This window comes from Alkalihalophilus pseudofirmus, from assembly GCF_029094545.1.
GTDB classification, from domain to species: Bacteria; Bacillota; Bacilli; order Bacillales; family Bacillaceae_D; genus Alkalihalophilus; species Alkalihalophilus pseudofirmus.
In genome coordinates this window covers 3,278,074-3,296,561 of record NZ_CP117835.1, presented here as the reverse complement: position 1 = coordinate 3,296,561, position 18,488 = coordinate 3,278,074, and the positions used below count along the sequence as shown (strand labels likewise).

Annotated in this window: 17 protein-coding genes; 12 read left to right on the top strand and 5 right to left on the bottom strand. The window is 39.3% G+C overall.

What is annotated here, in order from left to right; translation table 11 throughout:
- The first annotated feature begins 84 nt into the window (after window positions 1–84).
- The 3 genes from PQ478_RS17430 to murC all read left to right on the top strand — a co-directional run bounded on the left by PQ478_RS17430 (window position 85) and on the right by murC (window position 5,680).
- Window positions 85–2,865 carry a DNA translocase FtsK gene (locus PQ478_RS17430; protein WP_289234984.1) on the top strand — a complete coding sequence of 927 codons (2,781 nt, stop codon included), beginning with the start codon at window positions 85–87 and terminating at the stop codon, window positions 2,863–2,865.
- Window positions 2,866–3,030: 165 nt separating this feature from the next.
- On the top strand, window positions 3,031–4,128 hold the full coding sequence (locus PQ478_RS17425; protein WP_289234983.1) for a nicotinate phosphoribosyltransferase: 1,098 nt from the start codon (window positions 3,031–3,033) through the stop codon (window positions 4,126–4,128).
- A 253-nt stretch (window positions 4,129–4,381) separates the two neighbouring features.
- A complete protein-coding gene (gene murC, locus PQ478_RS17420) occupies window positions 4,382–5,680 on the top strand; it encodes a UDP-N-acetylmuramate--L-alanine ligase (RefSeq protein WP_022628879.1) in 1,299 nt (432 codons plus the stop codon).
- 36 nt (window positions 5,681–5,716) lie between these two features.
- Here murC and PQ478_RS17415 read toward each other — a convergent pair whose 3' ends face one another.
- Complete coding sequence (locus PQ478_RS17415) at window positions 5,717–6,844, bottom strand: M14 family metallopeptidase (protein ID WP_289234982.1); 1,128 nt, start codon at window positions 6,842–6,844, stop codon at window positions 5,717–5,719.
- Window positions 6,845–6,974: 130 nt separating this feature from the next.
- On the opposite strand from PQ478_RS17415, the gene PQ478_RS17410 reads away from it, so the two are divergent.
- Window positions 6,975–8,102 carry an alcohol dehydrogenase catalytic domain-containing protein gene (locus PQ478_RS17410; RefSeq protein ID WP_289234981.1) on the top strand — a complete coding sequence of 376 codons (1,128 nt, stop codon included), beginning with the start codon at window positions 6,975–6,977 and terminating at the stop codon, window positions 8,100–8,102.
- Window positions 8,103–8,141: 39 nt separating this feature from the next.
- On the opposite strand, the gene PQ478_RS17405 is transcribed toward PQ478_RS17410, so the two are convergent.
- Window positions 8,142–9,257: an aminopeptidase gene (locus PQ478_RS17405; protein WP_289234980.1), complete on the bottom strand. Its 1,116-nt coding sequence runs from the start codon at window positions 9,255–9,257 to the stop codon at window positions 8,142–8,144.
- A gap of 172 nt (window positions 9,258–9,429) precedes the next feature.
- On the opposite strand from PQ478_RS17405, the gene PQ478_RS17400 reads away from it, so the two are divergent.
- Window positions 9,430–9,882, top strand: a complete 453-nt coding sequence (locus PQ478_RS17400; RefSeq protein ID WP_012960110.1) for a DUF948 domain-containing protein — start codon at window positions 9,430–9,432, stop codon at window positions 9,880–9,882.
- The gene (locus PQ478_RS17395) at window positions 9,883–10,338 is read left to right on the top strand and encodes a YtxH domain-containing protein (protein WP_012960109.1); all 456 of its coding nucleotides are present in this window, start codon (window positions 9,883–9,885) and stop codon (window positions 10,336–10,338) included.
- 75 nt (window positions 10,339–10,413) lie between these two features.
- On the opposite strand, the gene PQ478_RS17390 is transcribed toward PQ478_RS17395, so the two are convergent.
- Complete coding sequence (locus PQ478_RS17390; protein WP_139314672.1) at window positions 10,414–11,343, bottom strand: SDR family oxidoreductase; 930 nt, start codon at window positions 11,341–11,343, stop codon at window positions 10,414–10,416.
- A 151-nt stretch (window positions 11,344–11,494) separates the two neighbouring features.
- Here PQ478_RS17390 and PQ478_RS17385 point away from each other — a divergent pair, with 151 nt between their 5' ends.
- From PQ478_RS17385 to PQ478_RS17360, 6 genes are all read left to right on the top strand, one after another.
- Window positions 11,495–11,662 carry a hypothetical protein gene (locus PQ478_RS17385; RefSeq protein WP_022628873.1) on the top strand — a complete coding sequence of 56 codons (168 nt, stop codon included), beginning with the start codon at window positions 11,495–11,497 and terminating at the stop codon, window positions 11,660–11,662.
- Window positions 11,663–11,892: 230 nt separating this feature from the next.
- Window positions 11,893–12,969 (top strand): bifunctional 3-deoxy-7-phosphoheptulonate synthase/chorismate mutase, encoded by a 1,077-nt coding sequence (locus PQ478_RS17380; RefSeq protein ID WP_012960106.1) that lies wholly within the window; start codon window positions 11,893–11,895, stop codon window positions 12,967–12,969.
- A gap of 279 nt (window positions 12,970–13,248) precedes the next feature.
- Window positions 13,249–14,250, top strand: coding sequence for a catabolite control protein A (gene ccpA, locus PQ478_RS17375; RefSeq protein WP_012960105.1), 1,002 nt, complete (start codon window positions 13,249–13,251; stop codon window positions 14,248–14,250).
- A gap of 39 nt (window positions 14,251–14,289) precedes the next feature.
- Window positions 14,290–15,090 carry a flagellar motor protein MotP gene (gene motP, locus PQ478_RS17370; protein ID WP_289234979.1) on the top strand — a complete coding sequence of 267 codons (801 nt, stop codon included), beginning with the start codon at window positions 14,290–14,292 and terminating at the stop codon, window positions 15,088–15,090.
- Window positions 15,080–15,838 (top strand): flagellar motor protein MotS, encoded by a 759-nt coding sequence (gene motS, locus PQ478_RS17365; RefSeq protein ID WP_289234978.1) that lies wholly within the window; start codon window positions 15,080–15,082, stop codon window positions 15,836–15,838. The genes motP and motS overlap by 11 nt, the downstream gene beginning before the upstream one ends.
- 68 nt (window positions 15,839–15,906) lie before the next feature.
- Window positions 15,907–16,608 (top strand): 5'-methylthioadenosine/adenosylhomocysteine nucleosidase, encoded by a 702-nt coding sequence (locus tag PQ478_RS17360; protein ID WP_289234977.1) that lies wholly within the window; start codon window positions 15,907–15,909, stop codon window positions 16,606–16,608.
- Window positions 16,609–16,615: 7 nt separating this feature from the next.
- On the opposite strand, the gene PQ478_RS17355 is transcribed toward PQ478_RS17360, so the two are convergent.
- Both PQ478_RS17355 and PQ478_RS17350 read right to left on the bottom strand, forming a co-directional pair.
- Window positions 16,616–17,797, bottom strand: coding sequence for an acetoin utilization protein AcuC (locus PQ478_RS17355; RefSeq protein WP_075681495.1), 1,182 nt, complete (start codon window positions 17,795–17,797; stop codon window positions 16,616–16,618).
- Window positions 17,794–18,444, bottom strand: coding sequence for an acetoin utilization AcuB family protein (locus PQ478_RS17350; RefSeq protein WP_289234976.1), 651 nt, complete (start codon window positions 18,442–18,444; stop codon window positions 17,794–17,796). The genes PQ478_RS17355 and PQ478_RS17350 overlap by 4 nt, the downstream gene beginning before the upstream one ends.
- Window positions 18,445–18,488: the final 44 nt, after the last annotated feature.

Genomic DNA, 18,488 nt, shown 5'->3' with positions numbered 1-18,488 from the left:
TGAAATGGCTATTTTAGAACGAATGATAGTCAGTTAAATAGTCATTAAAATGGTGAAACATTAGAAAGAGAGTGAGTGAGGAGTATGGATACATTAAAGCAATGGATTAAAAAGATCCAAGGGGCTTTATCTGGCGGGGAAGAAACGGATAATACTTCTATTAAAAGTGACAAACAAACCACAGAGGATCATCCATCCCAAGCAGCCCAAAACAGTAAGAGGTCTTTTGGCTACATAGAAAGCGGGCAGCGCGAAAGTGAACCACGGATGGTCTACCAATATCCTAAGCCTGGTAAATTTCGTTTTCCTCTTATAGAAGATGAGAATCAAGAGCGAGAACGTTCAGTAAGTGATACTGAACACAGTCCTAGAAAGACATTTAGACAGGCAGAACAAGAACAGCCTGAAAATAAACGTACCAGAAGAACAGAACGAGTAAGCCAAGAGAGACATCAGCCGTCACAAATAAAAGTAGATAAGAAAATTGAAGAAAAAGCAATGGAGCGAACCCAAGGAAATTCTCAGGGGAATACTCAAGGTTATACTCCCAGTTTTCCTCAATCAAAGAAGGAGTTCAAACCCACTTCTATACCATCTCCAGTGTATGGATTTAAAGAAAGAAAGAAAAACATGCTTGAAGATGAATCTTTATTATCTTCTCTTCCTGGATACGGGAAAGTCATTGAGCCAAAACGTCCAAGTGTAACGATGGAAAAACAGCTCGAAGTATTTCTAAAAGCTGAGAACCTGAGGAATAGTCAAGTTGCAGCAACTGTACTAGATCAAATTGCAGAAAAGTCCTCTGAATCAACACCACAAGATGATTCTGCTACTGAAAAGTCAACTATACTTGATTCTATACCTGACAAAGTCGATGTCCACGTAAGAAATGACCTTCTTTCTATAGAGGATGACGATGCTGAAACAGTAAATGAAGCAATAACCCAAACAGTAAATGAACCCTTAGATGAACAAATACCTGAACATAATCTTCAATCAGATCCATCTGATGTTCAAAAAACAGCCACTGATTTCAAAGAGGACTTACCACACATTGAAGAGAAACCAGTAGGGAGCCCGTTTCAGGAAACTGTTGAACCAGCATCTGTTGTTGAAACGATAGAGGAAGATAAGGATGACGAAGCAGAGGCATTTAAAACAGAAACCGCGGACGAAGTAATTTCGTCATCCCAAGTCACAGAGCCAGTAGAACAAAATGAAGTAAGTTACGAAAATGTCCCTAACCAGATCGAAACTATCCAAACTGGGGAAAGTATTCAGGACAGCCTAGATGAAGAAGTTGTCGTAGAAGAGAAGACAGAGGTTAAGAGCAATCAAGCAGCTGCTCGGAGTAAACCAAAAGAGAGCATTCCGTTTAATGTCATGATGCTTCCTCAGGATAAAAAGCCTAAAAAAGTCCAGCCGCAGCAAGTTACAGTGCAAAGTGAATATAATCATCCGAGTATCCAGCTGTTAAAATACCCTCAGCATCAAGAGGAGCAGGATAGTGAATGGTTACAAGAACAAGCAGAAATTCTTGAAGAAACTCTACTAAGCTTCAACGTAGATGCAAAGGTTGTTAATGTCACAAAAGGACCATCTGTAACAAGGTATGAAATTCAACCTGCGCGTGGAGTCAAAGTAAATAAAGTAACAAGTTTAACAGATGATATGAAGCTGGCTTTAGCAGCAAAAGATATTCGAATTGAAGCCCCTATTCCGGGGAAGAACACGATTGGAATTGAAGTGCCTAATAAAGTATCAAAACCAGTCTTCTTAAGAGAAATTTTACGCCGGGATGTCTTCATCAAGCCGGAGTCACCTCTTACAGTCGCGCTTGGATTGGATATCTCAGGGCAGCCAATTGTGACAGACCTTCGTAAAATGCCTCATGGACTTGTTGCTGGGGCTACAGGTTCAGGAAAAAGTGTCTGTATTAACTCTGTTTTAATCAGCTTGCTTTATAAAGCGAATCCAGATGAGGTGAAATTATTATTAATTGATCCAAAAATGGTTGAACTAGCTCCGTATAATAAATTACCTCATCTTGTCACGCCAGTGATCACGGATGCAAAACAAGCGACAGCTGCTTTAAAATGGGTAGTAGGGGAAATGGAAAGACGTTATGAGTTGTTCAGCCAGCAAGGAGTTAGAGACGTCACTCGTTATAATGAACTTTATTCGGAGTCAAAGGACAAGCCAGCTCTTCCTTATATGATCGTGGTTATTGATGAGCTTGCCGATTTAATGATGGTTTCACCGCAAGATGTAGAAGATTCCATTTGCCGAATTGCTCAAAAAGCAAGAGCTTGCGGGATTCACTTATTATTAGCGACACAACGTCCGTCAGTAGATGTCATTACGGGGCTGATAAAAGCAAATATTCCTACTCGTATTGCGTTCTCTGTCTCTTCACAAACAGATTCAAGAACGATTTTAGATATGAGCGGGGCTGAGCGTTTATTAGGAAGAGGAGATATGTTATTCCATGAAAACGGGGCTCCAAAGCCTGTACGGGTTCAAGGTACATTTGTCTCTGATGAAGAAATAGAAGATGTATTAGCCTTTGTGAAAAAACAAAGAGAGCCAGAGTATCTTTTTGCGCCAGAACAGCTGAAAAAAATGCAAAGCAGCGCAGAACAAGATGATGACCTGCTAGAAGAAGCTTGTTATTTTGTGATTCAGCAAGGCGGAGCTTCTGCTTCAAGCTTACAACGAAGATTTAGAGTAGGGTATAATAGAGCGGCTAGATTAATAGATATGATGGAAGATATGGGTGTCATTAGTGAAGCAATGGGCAGCAAGCCAAGACATATTCTTGTTGACGAAATCGAGCTAGAAGAGAGGTTATACCCAAACAGGTAAGATAAATCCTTGCTTAACCTTGTATTCATCCTAAAGGTTATATATGATAAGTACGATAAGAGTTTCGATGCTAGTAAAATGCGGCTAGAACGATATAAGCTAGAACGAGATAGCTAGATAGAGAGAGAAGATAACTATAGTTGGGTACAAGGAGTATAAGGGGCTATGAAAGAAATTGAATTGAAGATGCAAGGTGAAATTAAACGTTTAACAAATCAAACGTTTAAATTTGATGAACGCATTCATGAAGGCTGGTTTTCTGCGGTTTATTTTTTGAAAACGAGAGAGATAGTAGAAAAATATCATTCAGACAATATTGTAACGATGCAGTTTTTCCAAAAAGAACATGCTATTCTTTGCGGGACTGATGAGGTCATTGCACTAATTAAAACATTTGCTAAAAATGCAGATGAACTTGAAATCCGCTCTTTAAAGGACGGAGATAAAATTAAGCCGTTTGAAACGGTCTTAACAATCAAAGGCCCTTATCAAAACTTCGGTTATTTAGAAGGTATAATTGATGGGATTTTTGCTAGAAGAACATCTGTAGCAACTAATGTATATAATGTCGTAAAAGCAGCGAGAAAATCAGGTGTTCAAAAGCCAGTCATTTTTATGGGAGATCGAGACGATCATTTTACCCAGCAGTCGGGTGACGGCTATGCAGCTTATATCGGCGGATCAAAAGCTCAGGCGACTCATGCGATGAATGAGTGGTGGGGTAAACAAGGAATGGGGACTATGCCTCACGCTCTTATTCAACTGTTCAGAGGCGATGTAGTTGAGGCGACTAAAGCATATAAAGCAGAATTCCCAGAAGATGAATTAATGGCTTTAGTTGATTATAATAATGACGTGATAACAGATTCCCTAAAGGTAGCAAGGGAGTTTGGAGAAGAATTAAAGGGAGTCAGAGTTGATACATCTAGGACGATGGTCGACCAGTATTTCTGTAGAAACCCTGAGGTGATGGGGGCATTTGACCCGCGCGGAGCTAATCCAGTTCTATTATTTGCTCTTCGGGAAGCGTTAGATAAAGAAGGGTTTAACCACGTGAAAATTGTAGCCACCGGAGGATTTAATGCAGAGCGAATTGAGTCCTATGAAGAGCAAGGTGTACCTATTGATATTTACGGGGTCGGAGGAAGTTTGCTTAAGATACACATTGGTTTTACAGGAGACAATGTCTTGCTAAATGGGGAACATGAAGCGAAAGCCGGCAGGCGCTATCGCGACAATCCTAGATTAGAACTTGTCGATTAACGGTTAGGTGACCCGCTAATTGAGTGGGTCACTTTTTTTTAGGAATAAATCATGGTTTTAACAATTGGTAATGATTTAAGTACTCGTCAAAAATGAGGAATTCGTGCTGCGGAACAAGTCGAATTGGTGATTGCTCGTATTTCTGCTATAATCATAACGTGAATCGTAAAAGGTGAAAAGGATTTACATAAACCCAACACTTACACATGACTTGGACGCGGTTTGAAACCATGAGGAATTTGGAGGTCCAACTATGACTAAATATCATTTTATTGGAATTAAAGGATCGGGGATGAGTGCATTAGCACAAATTCTCCATGATATGAAGAAGAACGTGCAAGGATCTGACGTTGCGAAACAATTTTTTACTCAGCGCCCGTTAGAACAAAAAGGCATCTCTTTATTAGAATTTAACAGAGATAATATCGAAGAAGATCAGCATGTTATCGTTTCAGCAGCTTACGGGGAAGACCACGAGGAAGTTGCTCGTGCTAAGGAAATCGGTATTCCTGTTGATCAGTATCCACACTTTTTGGGGGACTTTATTCAACAGTTTACGAGCGTGGCTGTTACTGGCTGCCACGGCAAAACATCAACAACAGGGCTGTTATCTCATGTGTTAGGTTCAGCCTTCCCAACATCGTACCTTATCGGTGATGGAACAGGTAAAGGGGAGGAAGACTCAAAGTATTTCGTATTTGAAGCCTGTGAGTACCGCAGACACTTCCTTAACTACAAACCTGATTACTGTATCATGACGAATATTGATTTTGATCACCCTGATTATTTTAAAGACGTTGATGATGTGTTTGAAGCATTCAGTGAAATGGCAATGCAAGTTAAAAAAGCAATCGTAGCCTGTGGTGATGATCAATATTTACAAGGGATTCATGCGAATGTACCTGTTGTATTTTACGGATTTAGCGAGCAGAATGATTTCCAAGCAAGAAGTGTAGAAGTGACGGACAAAGGAACGAAATTTGATGTGTATGTTCGTAATAATTTATACGGAACATTTACTATTCCTGGCTATGGGAATCACAACGTGTTAAATGCTCTTGCAGTTATTGCATTATGCCATTATGAGAATGTACCTGCAGAAGTTCTTGAAGAACATCTAAAAACGTTCCAAGGGGTAAAGAGACGTTTTACGGAAAAGAAAGTCGGCAGCCAGATTTTGATTGATGATTACGCACATCATCCAACTGAAATTGCCGCAACAGTTGATTCTGCCAAAAAGAAATATCAGGACCATGAAGTAGTAGCTATTTTCCAGCCGCATACGTTTACGCGTACTAAAACATTTCTGAATGAATTTGCTGAGGCATTGAAGCTGGCAGATCATGTTTACCTGTGCGACATCTTTGGATCAGCTCGTGAACAAGCAGGATCGTTAACGATTCAAGATCTTCAGGAGCTCATTCCACAATCTCAATTAATCACTGAAGAAGACGTTGAAAGGTTAAAGGAACATGAAAACAGCACCTTGTTATTTATGGGGGCAGGAGACATTCAAAAATTCCAAAAAGCCTATGAGAATACGTTAAACTAAAAGGAACCCCCTGCATTTGCAGGGGGTTTTCTGTGATTAATGTAAAATATCCTCAGCTGTTAAAACGGCCTCAATACCGAGACGAGCTTCTTTTATAACCGAATCTCTCCACTCTGGGTCATCCGGATAAAACATTTCCTTAAATTCATTCATGATCCAATCGATATCTTCTTGTTTTTTTGCCCCTTCAAAATATAAATGATTTTCTAAGATAATCGTCTGAAATTCACGAAATTCAGCTTTCTTTCCGGTTCCAAACGTTCCAAATTCAAATAATGCCGAGAAAAGTTTCGTATCGGGATATTCTTCTTTTCTCACTTTATGAAAATGGTGAGTGGAATCTCCTTTTACTTTATCAGCAGAGAACGGAAGAATATTTTTCAGCTGATAGGTTTCTTTTAGTTGTTCTTCACTGCGCCCATCAAGGTCTGATATAACCATAGTGATTTCATTAGCAGGGCCGAGTGCAGTATGCCAATCCATATGAACGACTCGTGCGAATGTCGATAAAAGCTTTTTTTGAATTTCTTTTAAATAAGCTGTATTGGGCTCTTCTTGTTTACCGCCGTAATAGACTCCTCGTTCAAATTCAAACTGCCCCATTCCTTTCGCTTTTTTAATGCCGCTGTAACCGGTAGTGACTAGAGCTTTACTTAATTGTGTGTACAGCTTTCGCTTTTCTTGTGTGAGGTTTGCTATTTTTCCATTTGGAAGGAACATATCACTTTCTTTTGAATAGTGATCATTGATGTCTTTTGGTACAGAATTTGGATCGTAGAGATAATTGCGATTAAGATCCACATTGTTTTCAGTGACTCTTCGGTAATTACGCATCCCCCATGGATTTAGTGCATGAATAAGACATATACCTGTTGTATGAGGGTCTATACGATCAAGGTATTCATTGATAAATATATGAGTGCAAGCAGCACCAGCAAAGCCTTCGATTCCGTGTTCACCGATTGTAAAAAAGAGGACTTGTTTATTTTCAGTTAAGGCTTCTGCATAAATCATATCAATTGTATTATCAGCTTCATTACCAATTGGCTTAGTCGAAATCACAGCATTAGGCCACTTCTTTTTGATGGGATCTAAATGTCCTCGGAATACCTCTCGAGATTGTTCATAAGTAGTTTTGAAATAATCTTGTTTGTCTATTGTCATTTGAATCGCACCCTTCATCTTTTTGTAGGGATGATTCCACGAACAAAATTTATTAAACATTGTATGTTTAGCTGTAACCATAAAAAGGAAGGAGTATAGCAATTTACATTTAGAAAGGTGTGGATTGGTAATGAAGGCTGTAACATTTCAAGGTAAAGACAAAATTGAAGTAAAAGAGATGGAGGCTCCAAGTATACAAACTGCTGATGATATGGTGATAAGAATTACAGCATCAGGTATTTGCGGATCCGACCTTCATCTGTATAAAACAGGGATTCCACTAGAAGAAGATTATATCATTGGACATGAGCCGATGGGGATTGTGGAAGAAGTGGGAGCAAATGTGAAAAGCTTGAAAAAAGGTGACAGGGTCGTGGTTCCATTTAATATTGGGTGCGGCACTTGCTTTTTCTGTCAAAACCAAATGGAAAGTCAATGTGATGAGTCCAATCCCCATAGTGATTCTGGCGGGTTATTCGGATTTTCTAAGATGTTTGGAAACTACCCAGGCGGCCAAGCAGAATATTTAAGAGTTCCCTATGCTGATTTCACTTCTTTTAAAGTGCCTGAAGACAGCGAATTAGATGATGAAAGTGTTCTCTTTTTATCCGATGTCATTCCCACTGCTTGGTGGAGTGTTGAGCCTGTTAAAGAAGGCGACACAGTTATTATTCTCGGCAGCGGGCCGATTGGATTAATGGCTCAGAAATTAGCTTGGTTAAAAGGAGCGAAACGAGTAATCGCAGTCGACCAAGTGGATCATCGCCTTGCTCATGCTAAGCGGACAAACCAAGTAGAGACCTTTAATTTTCGTGAAAACCCCGAAATAGGTGATTTATTAAATGAAGAAACAAATGGTGGTGCTGACATTGTCATTGATTGTGTTGGGATGGATGGCACTGTACCTCCTGGTGAAACATTCGGCTCTAAGGGCGATAATCAATTTGGAACGATCAGCCCTATTATTACTGCATCAAAAGCCGTTAGAAAGTTCGGACTGGTTCAGTTAACTGGTGTGTATGGAACAGAGGCGAATAACTTTCCACTCGGTGATTTCTTCTCAAGGAATGTATCTCTTAAAATGGGACAAGCACCCGTTATTCACATGATGCCAAAGCTTTATGAAATGGTGAAGCAGAAGAAGTTTGATCCTACAGACATTATTACACATCGTATGAGTTTACAAGAAGCACCGAAAGCTTACGATATTTTTGACAAAAAAGAAGATGGTAACATTAAGGTAGTACTTAAACCATAAAAAAAGAAGCTGCAGTGAGAAAAGCTGCAGCTTCATCATTTATTTTAAGCTTTCTGGGTTTAATGCTTCTAGCTCAGGGATTACAAAGCGTCCATCTTTACGAATAAGCACCTCATCAAAATAGATTTCTCCGCCCCCATATTCAGGTCGCTGAATATTGACAATGTCCCAATGAATAGAAGATTGGTTGCCGTTTGAAGCCTCTTCATAGCATTGACCTGGAGTGAAGTGGAAGCTTCCATCGATCTTTTCATCAAAAAGAATATCTTTCATTGGATGCTGAATATATGGGTTAACGCCTATAGCAAACTCACCAATATATCTAGCACCTTCATCTGTATCTAAAATTCGATTAATACGGTCTGTATCATTTGCTTCTGCTTTTACAATTTTACCATTTTCAAACGTGAATTTAATCGATTCAAAAGTAAAACCTTGGTACGGTGATGGAGTATTATAACTAAGCGTACCATTCACTGAATCTCGAAGGGGTGCAGTATATACTTCACCATCAGGAATATTCATATGGCCTGCACATTTAATGGACGGGACCCCTTTAACAGAGAAAGTTAAGTCGGTACCAGGCCCTTTAATATGTACTCGGTCTGTTTTATCAAATAAAGCAACCAGAGAATCCATCGCCTTATCCATTTTGCTGTAATCTAAGTTGCATACGTTAAAATAAAAGTCTTCAAACGCTTCTGTACTCGTATTAGCTAATTGAGCCATAGAGGAGCTTGGGTAACGAAGCACTACCCAGCGAGTTTTAGGAACGCGGATCTCACGGTGAACCTTTGTTCCGACTGTTTTTCCGTGAAGAGCCATCTTATCACTTGGAACATCAGAAAGTTCAGATATATTATCGCCTGCGCGCAGTCCGATATAAGCATCCATTTCACTCATCACTTGTGCTTCAAATGAAGCCATCATTTCAAGCTGTTCTTCACTTGCACCAAGAAGAAGCGAACGATCCACTTGGTGATCTTTTAAAAGGACAAATGGCAATGCGCCAACGTTATATGCTTCTTTAACAAGGGCTGTAACTAGTTCTTTTTGCAGGCCGAAATTCTCAATTAGAACCTTTTCGCCTTTTTGCAGATTCACTGAGTACTGAATTAAGTTTTTAGCTAACGTAGTAATTCGGGGATCTCTCATTGTTTTGCCTCCTTTATATACCTTATTATTGTATACGATAACAAGAAAACTTAATAGTAAGACAAGAATTAAAGGAGGAATTTCTAATATTTTATCGAATTACTATGTTATACCTTGTTTTATTTGGCGAGAATTAGGGTAATAGAAGGTATAAGGAGGTGGAAGCAAACATATGGAAAGTCTACTTTATATCAGTGCAATCATCGTAGCTATTGCTTTTGCCGTATTAGTTGGCTATATCGTTGTAACGCTTAAGTCTGCTAATCGAACACTCGATCATGTTGCAAATACAATGGCAGGACTTGAAAAGCAAGTGAATGGTATTACGAATGAAACTGAACTTCTTCTTAACAAAACAAACCGGCTTGCAGATGATATTCAACATAAAACGGAATCGTTGAATACAGTCTTTGCCTCAGTGAAAGAGTTAGGAGATTCTGTTCAACAGGTTAATCGTTCAATTCGCCATGTTTCCACAACAGTTTCAGAACAATCAGTTAAGCAATCTGAACAGATTGCCAAAGCTGTCCAATGGGGAAATGTTGCAATTGACTTTTATACGAAATTCAAAGCTCGCAAAGCAAGTCAAGAACAATCATCTACACTACATAAGGAGGAGATTTAAGTGGGAGACATGAACACAAAAGATTTTCTAATTGGATCACTTGTAGGGGGAATTGTTGGAGCATCAACAGCCTTATTATTAGCACCTAAGTCTGGTAAGGAATTACGCGGTGACTTAAACGAACAAGCTACTATTGCTCGTGAGAAGACAAACCAATTCACCAATAATGCGTATGAAAAAGGAAACGAATGGGCTAATTATGCTAAAGAAAAATCAAACAACATTGCAAAAGTTGTTTCAGAGCAATCAGCTCAAGTGTCCGAAAAGGTTAAAGAAGTGACAAACAGCGTGCGTGGTGAAGCTGATGAGGTGAAACAATCAGCAGAAGAGCTGGCACAAGATCTTTCAGGTGACTTACAACAATCTGGAGAAGAGATTGCTGAAAGTGTAAAAAATGAAGTAGATGACATTCAAAATAAACTAGAAGAAGAAAAAGAAGCACAGCGCACTCTTTAATCTTCTATAACTGGTAAATTAGGAAAACGGTAATCACTGCGCATAGTGATTACCGTTTTTTTTATTTAGAACAAATTAGGATGATGTCCATTCTCCGCCGTTCACATGAAGAGTCTGTCCAGTTACAAACCTTGAGTCATCTGAAGCTAAGTAGACGAAGGTTGGGGCTAATTCAAAAGGCTGCGCCATCCTCTCCATTGGATTGAATGCACCAAAAACAGCCACTTCATCAGCAGAGAAACTTGAAGGGATTAAGGGGGTCCATGTTCTTCCTGGAGCAACAGCATTCACTCTTATTCCTTGCTCAATCAAATTATTAGCAAGGGCTCTGGTAAATCCTATATTCGCACCCTTAGTAGCCGTGTAATCGATCATTTGTTTTTCTCCTGCATAGGTTACTACAGAAGATGTATTAATGATTGAACTGCCAGCAGTCATGTAAGGAAGAGCTGCTCTAGTTGTATAAAAGTGGGAGTAAATATTGACCTTAAATGTATCGTCAAACTGCTCATCAGTTATATCAAGCAAACTAGGCTGCTGAAATTGTATACCTACATGATTACAAAGGATATCTAATTGCTTAAACTCCTCTATCGTACGTTCAACAATTTCCACACATTGTTCTTTGCTGCGAAGGTCGCCGGGCATTAATAAACATCTCTGTCCTAATTCCTCCACTCTAGCCTTCGTTCTGTTGGCATCTTCATGTTCATCTAAATAAGCAATCGCAATATTTGCACCTTCTTTCGCAAACGCTATGGCACAAGCTGCGCCGATTCCGCTGTCTCCACCTGTGATCAGTGCTGTTTTACCAACTAATTTTTCACTACCCTTATAATTTGGGTTTTCAATAATCGGCCTTGGCACCATAGCACTCTCATAGCCAGGCTGCCGTAACTGTCTTTGTTCAGGTACATTTATGGGTATGTCTTCATACCGAGTAATTTTTCCGTAGTTAGGATAGAGCGGGTATGAGTTATCTCTTTTGGGCTGGTCTTTACTCATTCGAATCCTCCTTATTTTTGTCTTATGTGCTACTTTATGTAACCTAGGCATGTGTTGTGATGAATAGATGGAGGTGAATGTATGTAACCTGGCTCAAAATAAAAGCAGGAGCATAGGGTAAGTATGAGGAAACAGAATAGGAGGAAAGAGGATGGAAAATTATATTTATAACCCTCAAGCAGAACTATTGTTAGAAGCAGACTCTGATGAGGCCGTAACAATGACTTATATAGATCAAACATGGGCTATGCCCAAAATAGGCCCGCGTCCACCTTATTATTGCAATCCAGTATATGAAGAAAATAATCCGACGATCTAAGCGTAATCAAAGGTAATGAAAAAGGGATGTAAAAAGATCCAGTCTGCCTGGATCTTTTGCATGTAAATAAGATTTATAGTAAGATAGTGGACAATTATTTAAAAATGATTCACTTTAGCGCTTAAAAGCGTTTAATTAATAAAGAAAAAATTCGTGACATTCAGTTAATTATGCTTTATAATGAATCCTAATTAAGAAAAAGAAGCCAAAGAGATGAGGAGTGGAGAGAAATGAGTAATGAACAATTAGATAAGTTGAGATCAGAATTAGACGAGGTGAATCTGAAGCTTCTTGAGTTAATTAATGAGCGTGCTAGAGTGGTTCAAGAGATTGGTAAAGTAAAAGGAAAACAAGGTGTTAACCGTTTTGATCCTGTACGTGAGCGCAGCATGCTAGATCATATTGCAGCAAATAATACAGGACCATTTGAAACATCAACCTTACAGCATTTATTCAAGCAAATCTTCAAGGCAAGCCTTGAGCTTCAAGAAGATGATAATAGTAAAGCTTTACTAGTTTCTCGTAAGAAGCATCCAGAAAACACGGTTGTGGACTTGAGAGGCGAAAAAGTTGGAGATGGCACACAGCGTCTTATCATGGGACCATGTGCGGTAGAGAGTTATGAGCAAGTAGTTACTGTAGCTAAAGCAATGAAAGAAAGAGGCTTAAAATTATTACGAGGCGGAGCATTTAAACCAAGAACGTCTCCTTATGATTTCCAAGGTCTTGGACTTGAAGGCTTAAAGATTTTAAAACAAGTTGCAGACGAGTTAGATATGGCTGTAATTAGTGAAATTGTTAGTCCGCAAGATATCGAAACAGCTGTAGAATATGTAGATGTTATCCAAATCGGTGCACGTAACATGCAAAACTTCGAGTTACTGAAGGCCGCAGGTTCAGTTAATAAGCCAGTATTATTAAAAAGAGGACTTTCAGCAACGATTTCAGAGTTCATTCATGCTGCAGAATATGTGGTAGCTAAAGGAAATAGCCAGTTAATGTTATGTGAACGTGGAATTCGTACATACGAAAAAGCTACTCGTAACACATTAGACATCTCAGCTGTTCCAATTCTTAAGCAAGAGACACATCTTCCTGTTTTAGTTGATGTTACACACTCAACAGGCCGTCGTGATTTACTCTTACCTACAGCTAAGGCTGCGCTTGCGATTGGTGCAGATGCTGTCATGGCAGAAGTACATCCAGACCCAGCGGTTGCTCTTTCAGATTCAGCTCAACAAATGGATATTCCGCAATTCAATGAATTCATTGATGAATTACAAGCATCAGGTTTATATAAAGGGTAAACAATCCATTAAGCCGTTCCTTATTATAAATATAAGGGACGGCTTTTAAGTTGAGTCCAAAAGGTACATGCTATACATATAGGCGTACATACATGATGATAAGGCTGCTTTGGCAACGGATTCGAAAAAAACGTGAATTCTTACACAAAGATGTCAAATATTTTCCCTGAGTGTCGATATAAGTAGAGTAAAGACATTGCGGACCTCATCATAGTATCGTATGATAACAATACATTGATTACGTGAATAATTACGTTTACTTGATAGAGGAGGATTACAGTGAATACGACGATTTATGATGTAGCAAGAGAGGCAGGCGTATCAATGGCGACCGTTTCCCGTGTCGTCAATGGCAACCCAAATGTTAAGCCGGCAACTAGAAAGAAAGTCTTAGAAGCCATCGAGCGCCTTGGATACCGTCCAAACGCTGTTGCACGTGGGTTAGCTAGTAAGAAAACAACAACAGTTGGGGTAATTATCCCTGATATTTCAAGCATTTTCTTTGCTGAACTTGCACGTGGAATTGAAGATATTGCGACGATGTATAAGTACAATATTATTCTGTGTAACTCAGACCAAAACAAAGATAAGGAAATTCATCTGATTAATACGCTGTTAGAAAAACAAGTGGATGGTATTGTATTTATGGGTGGACAGATTACAGAGGAGCATGCAGAGCAATTTAAACGTTCTCCTGTCCCAGTTGTATTAGCAGCCACGCTTGATACGAATAAAGAAATTCCATCAGTCAACATTGATTATAAACAAGCAGTGTATGATGCGATTACTCATTTAATTGAGCAGGGCCACACACAAATCGGCATGGTGTCCGGCACGTTAGATGATCCTGTTAACGGATATCAAAAGTTTGCAGGTTACCGCGCTGCTCTTGAAGATGCTAAGATAGCATTCAATGAAGACCTTATTGCAATTGGTGATTACACGTACGATTCAGGCATTGAAGCGATGGAATCGTTGCTAAATCTTGAGCAGAAGCCTACAGCGATCTTTGCTTCAACCGATGAAATGGCACTAGGTGTTATTCACGGGGCACAAGATAGAGGATACAATATCCCTCAGGATTTTGAAATTTTAGGTTTTGATAACACACGACTTGCCACGATGGTTCGTCCTACTTTATCGACTGTTGTTCAACCGATGTATGATATTGGCGCTGTATCCATGAGATTGCTGACGAAATACATGAACAAAGAAGAAGTGAATGATCATATCGTCGTCCTTCCGCACCGCATTGAATTTAGAGATTCAACAAAGTCATAATCTATAGAAATAGAGAGATGACTGAGCAGGGAGAGACCAATGAAAAAATTTGATATCTTAACGCCAATAGGAGTATTTTTAGGAATAACGGTACTTCTATTGGCTGTATTCTCTAATTCAGGACCATCAGGCCTTATATTTTTCATCCAAGTCGCTTCGATATTAATTGTGCTTGGTGGACTTATAGCAGCACTTATTATTACTTTTTCTTTACCAGACTTAAAAATGGTTCCAAAAGTATTAAAGGAATCGGTCCAAACTGTTGATCATGATCTTGAAGGATTAATTCAAACCTTTGTTGATTTATCAGGTAAAGCTAGAAGAGAAGGTCTTCTTGCCTTAGAAGTAGGCCTTGAAGATGTAAGGGATCCCTTTATAAAAAAAGGGGTGCTTCTTGCCGTTGACGGCATTGAGCCTGATGTTATTAAAGACATTATGATGGCTGAGGTTGTAGCTATGGAAGAGCGTCACCGTAAAGGGCGTGCGATTATTGAAAAAGCTGGAGAATATGCTCCTGCTTGGGGAATGATTGGTACCTTAATCGGGCTTGTGCTGATGCTGCAAAATCTAAATGACCCTGCCACACTTGGACCTAATATGGCTGTTGCGCTTCTTACGACCTTGTATGGTACTGTGCTTGCTAACCTTATTTTTCTACCAATGGCAACTAAGCTTGCTAATAAAACAGATGAAGAGGTTTTTGTTAAGCAGATTATTATTGAAGGAGTTATTGGGGTACAGTCAGGACAAAATCCTAAAATTCTAGAAGAAAAGTTAAGTGCTTTTACACGTGAGAAACAAAAGACGGAAGATGCAGGGGATGAAGACAATGAAGCGTAGGCGACGCCAGCAAGAGAAGGGCGCTCCAAAATGGATGGTCACATTCTCTGATATGATGACGCTTATTCTCGTGTTTTTTATCTTATTATTTTCAATGTCAGTTGTTGATGCTCAGAAGTTTCGTGCAATCTCTGAATCTTTTCAGCAAAGACAAGTTTTTGAGTTTTTTCCTTCTGCGATAGAATTTGAGAATCCATCAGAAGAATTCGGTGAGGAGTTTCCAAACCCTTTTGACGAGGGGGGGTTTAGTGAGGAAGGCTCTAATACCGATGAGGTCGATATGGATGAATTATTAGAAGAAGTCCAAGAGTTCCTAGAAGTGAATGAAATGAATGATGTGATCTCAGCGACAAGAGATGATCGAGGGGTGGTTCTTGTTTTACAAGAGCGGACCTTGTTTGAAACAGCAGAAGCTGAGCTGCTTGATTCTGCAGAGCCTTTCTTAGAAAAGGTGGGGACATTGCTTTCTGCCATACCTAATATGGTTAAAGTAGAAGGTCATACAGACAGCCGGCCGATTTCAAATTTTCGTTATCCATCAAACTGGGAATTGTCAGGAGCTCGTGCAAGCAGTGTCATCCGTTACTTAGTTGAAACGAATGATCTTGATCCAAAACGATTTATTGCTACTGGGTATGGGGATACTAGACCTGTAGTACCAAATACGACAGTAGAAAATTTACAATTGAACCGCCGTGTGGTCATTGTTATTTCTGACCCTACACATTCAGAAGAAGACGCGTTTTAATGGACTGCCCGAGATATCATCTCGGGTCCTATTTTTTATTTACATAATTTTTAATGAGGTGTGTATTTATGAAAGTAGCAGTAATAGGCGCAATGAATGAAGAAATTGAACGAATGCAAAAAGAGATGAGCGTTGAAGAAACGATAACCTTTGCAAAGGTTCCATTTTATGTTGGCAAGATGTGCGGGATTGATATCGTTCTGTGTAAATCAGGGGTAGGGAAAGTGAACGCTGCTTTAACTACACAAATTTTGATTGACCGCTTTGAGGTTAGTCATATTTTATTTACAGGCGTCGCGGGGGCACTTGATGAGAGTCTTGAAGTAGGTGATCTTGTTATTTCTACAAGTGCAATGCAGCATGACCTAGATGCAAGTCCATTAGGATTTAAGCGTGGTGAGATCCCTATGTATGACGGGGATTCGGATTTTAAAGCTTCTACACGCTTAGTCGAAATAGCTAAAGAGGCAGCGGCCAGCCTCACGGATCGACAAGTTGTGTGCGGGCGTATTCTTAGCGGTGATCAATTTATTGCAAATAAAGAGGAAGTAAAACAGTTGAAAGAGTTATTTAATGGGGTTTGTGTAGAAATGGAAGGGGCTTCTGTAGCTCATGTGTCAGATATGAATGATGTTCCTTATGTTATTATTCGCTCTATGTCTGATAAAGCAAATGGCGAGGCACAAATCAGCTTTCAGGAATTCACAGACATTGCCAGCGAGCAGTCTCATTTATTAGTAAAAGCAATGCTCAAGGAGTTAAAAGGATAGCGCTTCGCTATCCTTTTCTTGCTTTTGCTTTCATTTCATTGCGAATATGAAAAAGGGCTTTCTCTAATGTTTTTAAATTCTTTTCATTTATTTCGCTTTTTCTCGGAATAGTCGGAATAATTGAGGGGTGATCATTCCATGTAGAAGGCAATTGATTTTCAGCTTTAGGCTGCCACTTTTCTAACCATTCCTGTGGGATCGGCTTGTCTAGAATATCTCTTTGATTTGTCATCTCAAGCCATATTAAAGACCAAGCTCTAGGTACCACACGCCACATATCATATCCGCCGCCGCCGACAGCAATCCATTTTCCATCACAGTACTCATGAGCGAGTTCATGGGCAAGTTTTGGAATAAATTCATAAGTTCTCATTGATGAACATAAATGAGTCAATGGGTCATAATGATGAGCATCGACACCATTTTGCGTTAATATCACATCTGGTTTGAAAAACTCAATGACTTCTCTGAATGCTGTTTCATAAAGTTCGATAAAAGAATCATCTTCTGTAAAAGCATCGACAGGAAGATTAATAGAATAACCGTATCCTTTTCCAGAGCCTTTTTCTCCAACACTTCCAGTACCAGGAAATAAGTATCTTCCTGTTTCATGAATACTTAAGGTACATACATCGGGATCATCATAAAAGGCCCATTGAACCCCGTCCCCATGATGAGCATCTGTATCAATATAGAGTACTTTTGCCCCGTATTTCTGCTTCATATATTCAATGGCGATTGAACTATCATTATAAATACAAAAACCCGAAGCTCGTCCTTTAAAGCCATGATGAAGCCCTCCGCCTAAATGAAGAGCGTGCTTGCACTGGCCGCTCATTACAGCATCAACTGCGGTCAATGTTCCCCCAACAAGTAGAGAGGCTGCCTCATGCATATTAGGAAAAAGAGGAGTATCTTCAGTGCCTAGTCCAAAATTAGAGGCAATTCCATTTGATAAAGTGCCTTGTCCTCCTTGTCTAACCGCATCAATGAAGGCAGGGTCATGAACAAGCTTTAATTCCTCTTCTGTGGCCATACGTGGTTCTATAATATGTTCTTTAGACAAGGAGCCGACACTTGTTAACAAATCATACGTTAATTGAAGCCGCTGATGATTAAATGGGTGACTTTCATTAAAGCGATAGGTCAGTTGTTTGTCTGAATAGATAAATAAAGATTCGTGTGTCATATGTTCATCCCTGGTTGTTTTGGCCAGATCACTTCATAACCCGCTTGTTCAATCGCTTTAATAATACGTCTTGGATCCATCGTTTGCACCCTGAAAACAAGAATCTTATATTCAGGATTTTTATATGGATATACAAGAACGCTCGTAATATTGATATGCATCTCTTTAAAAATGGAAGCAATACTTGCAAGCATTCCGGTTTGATTCAAGACTTTTACTTCAATATGTGAACTTGGCTGATGAGCACCCATTAATTCAACCAGCGTATGAAGAATATCTGTTTCAGTAATAATACCTCTTAATTCATCGTCATCTGTAACAACAGGCAGGCAGCCAATATTATTTTCATAGAAAATCGTAGATACTTCTTCTACAAAATCGAGTGGATGTGCCGTTATAACATTGCGCTGCATAATAGAAGAAACTGGCTTCAAGAAATCCTCTAAATGTTCGGTTGAGTGAAAAATAGAAGGGCTGGCATCTCTAATATCTCGGTCAGATATAATGCCGACCACTTTTTTTTCAGGTCCTTGAACAATTGGAATATGACGAATTCGATACTTATCTAACAATAGCATTGCATCTTTAATAGGAGTATCTTCTGTTAAAGTAATAACGTCCGTTTTCATTATTTCTTCTAAAATCATGGCTGTACTCACTCCTTTATGAAATAAAAGTAAGTCATTCTAGA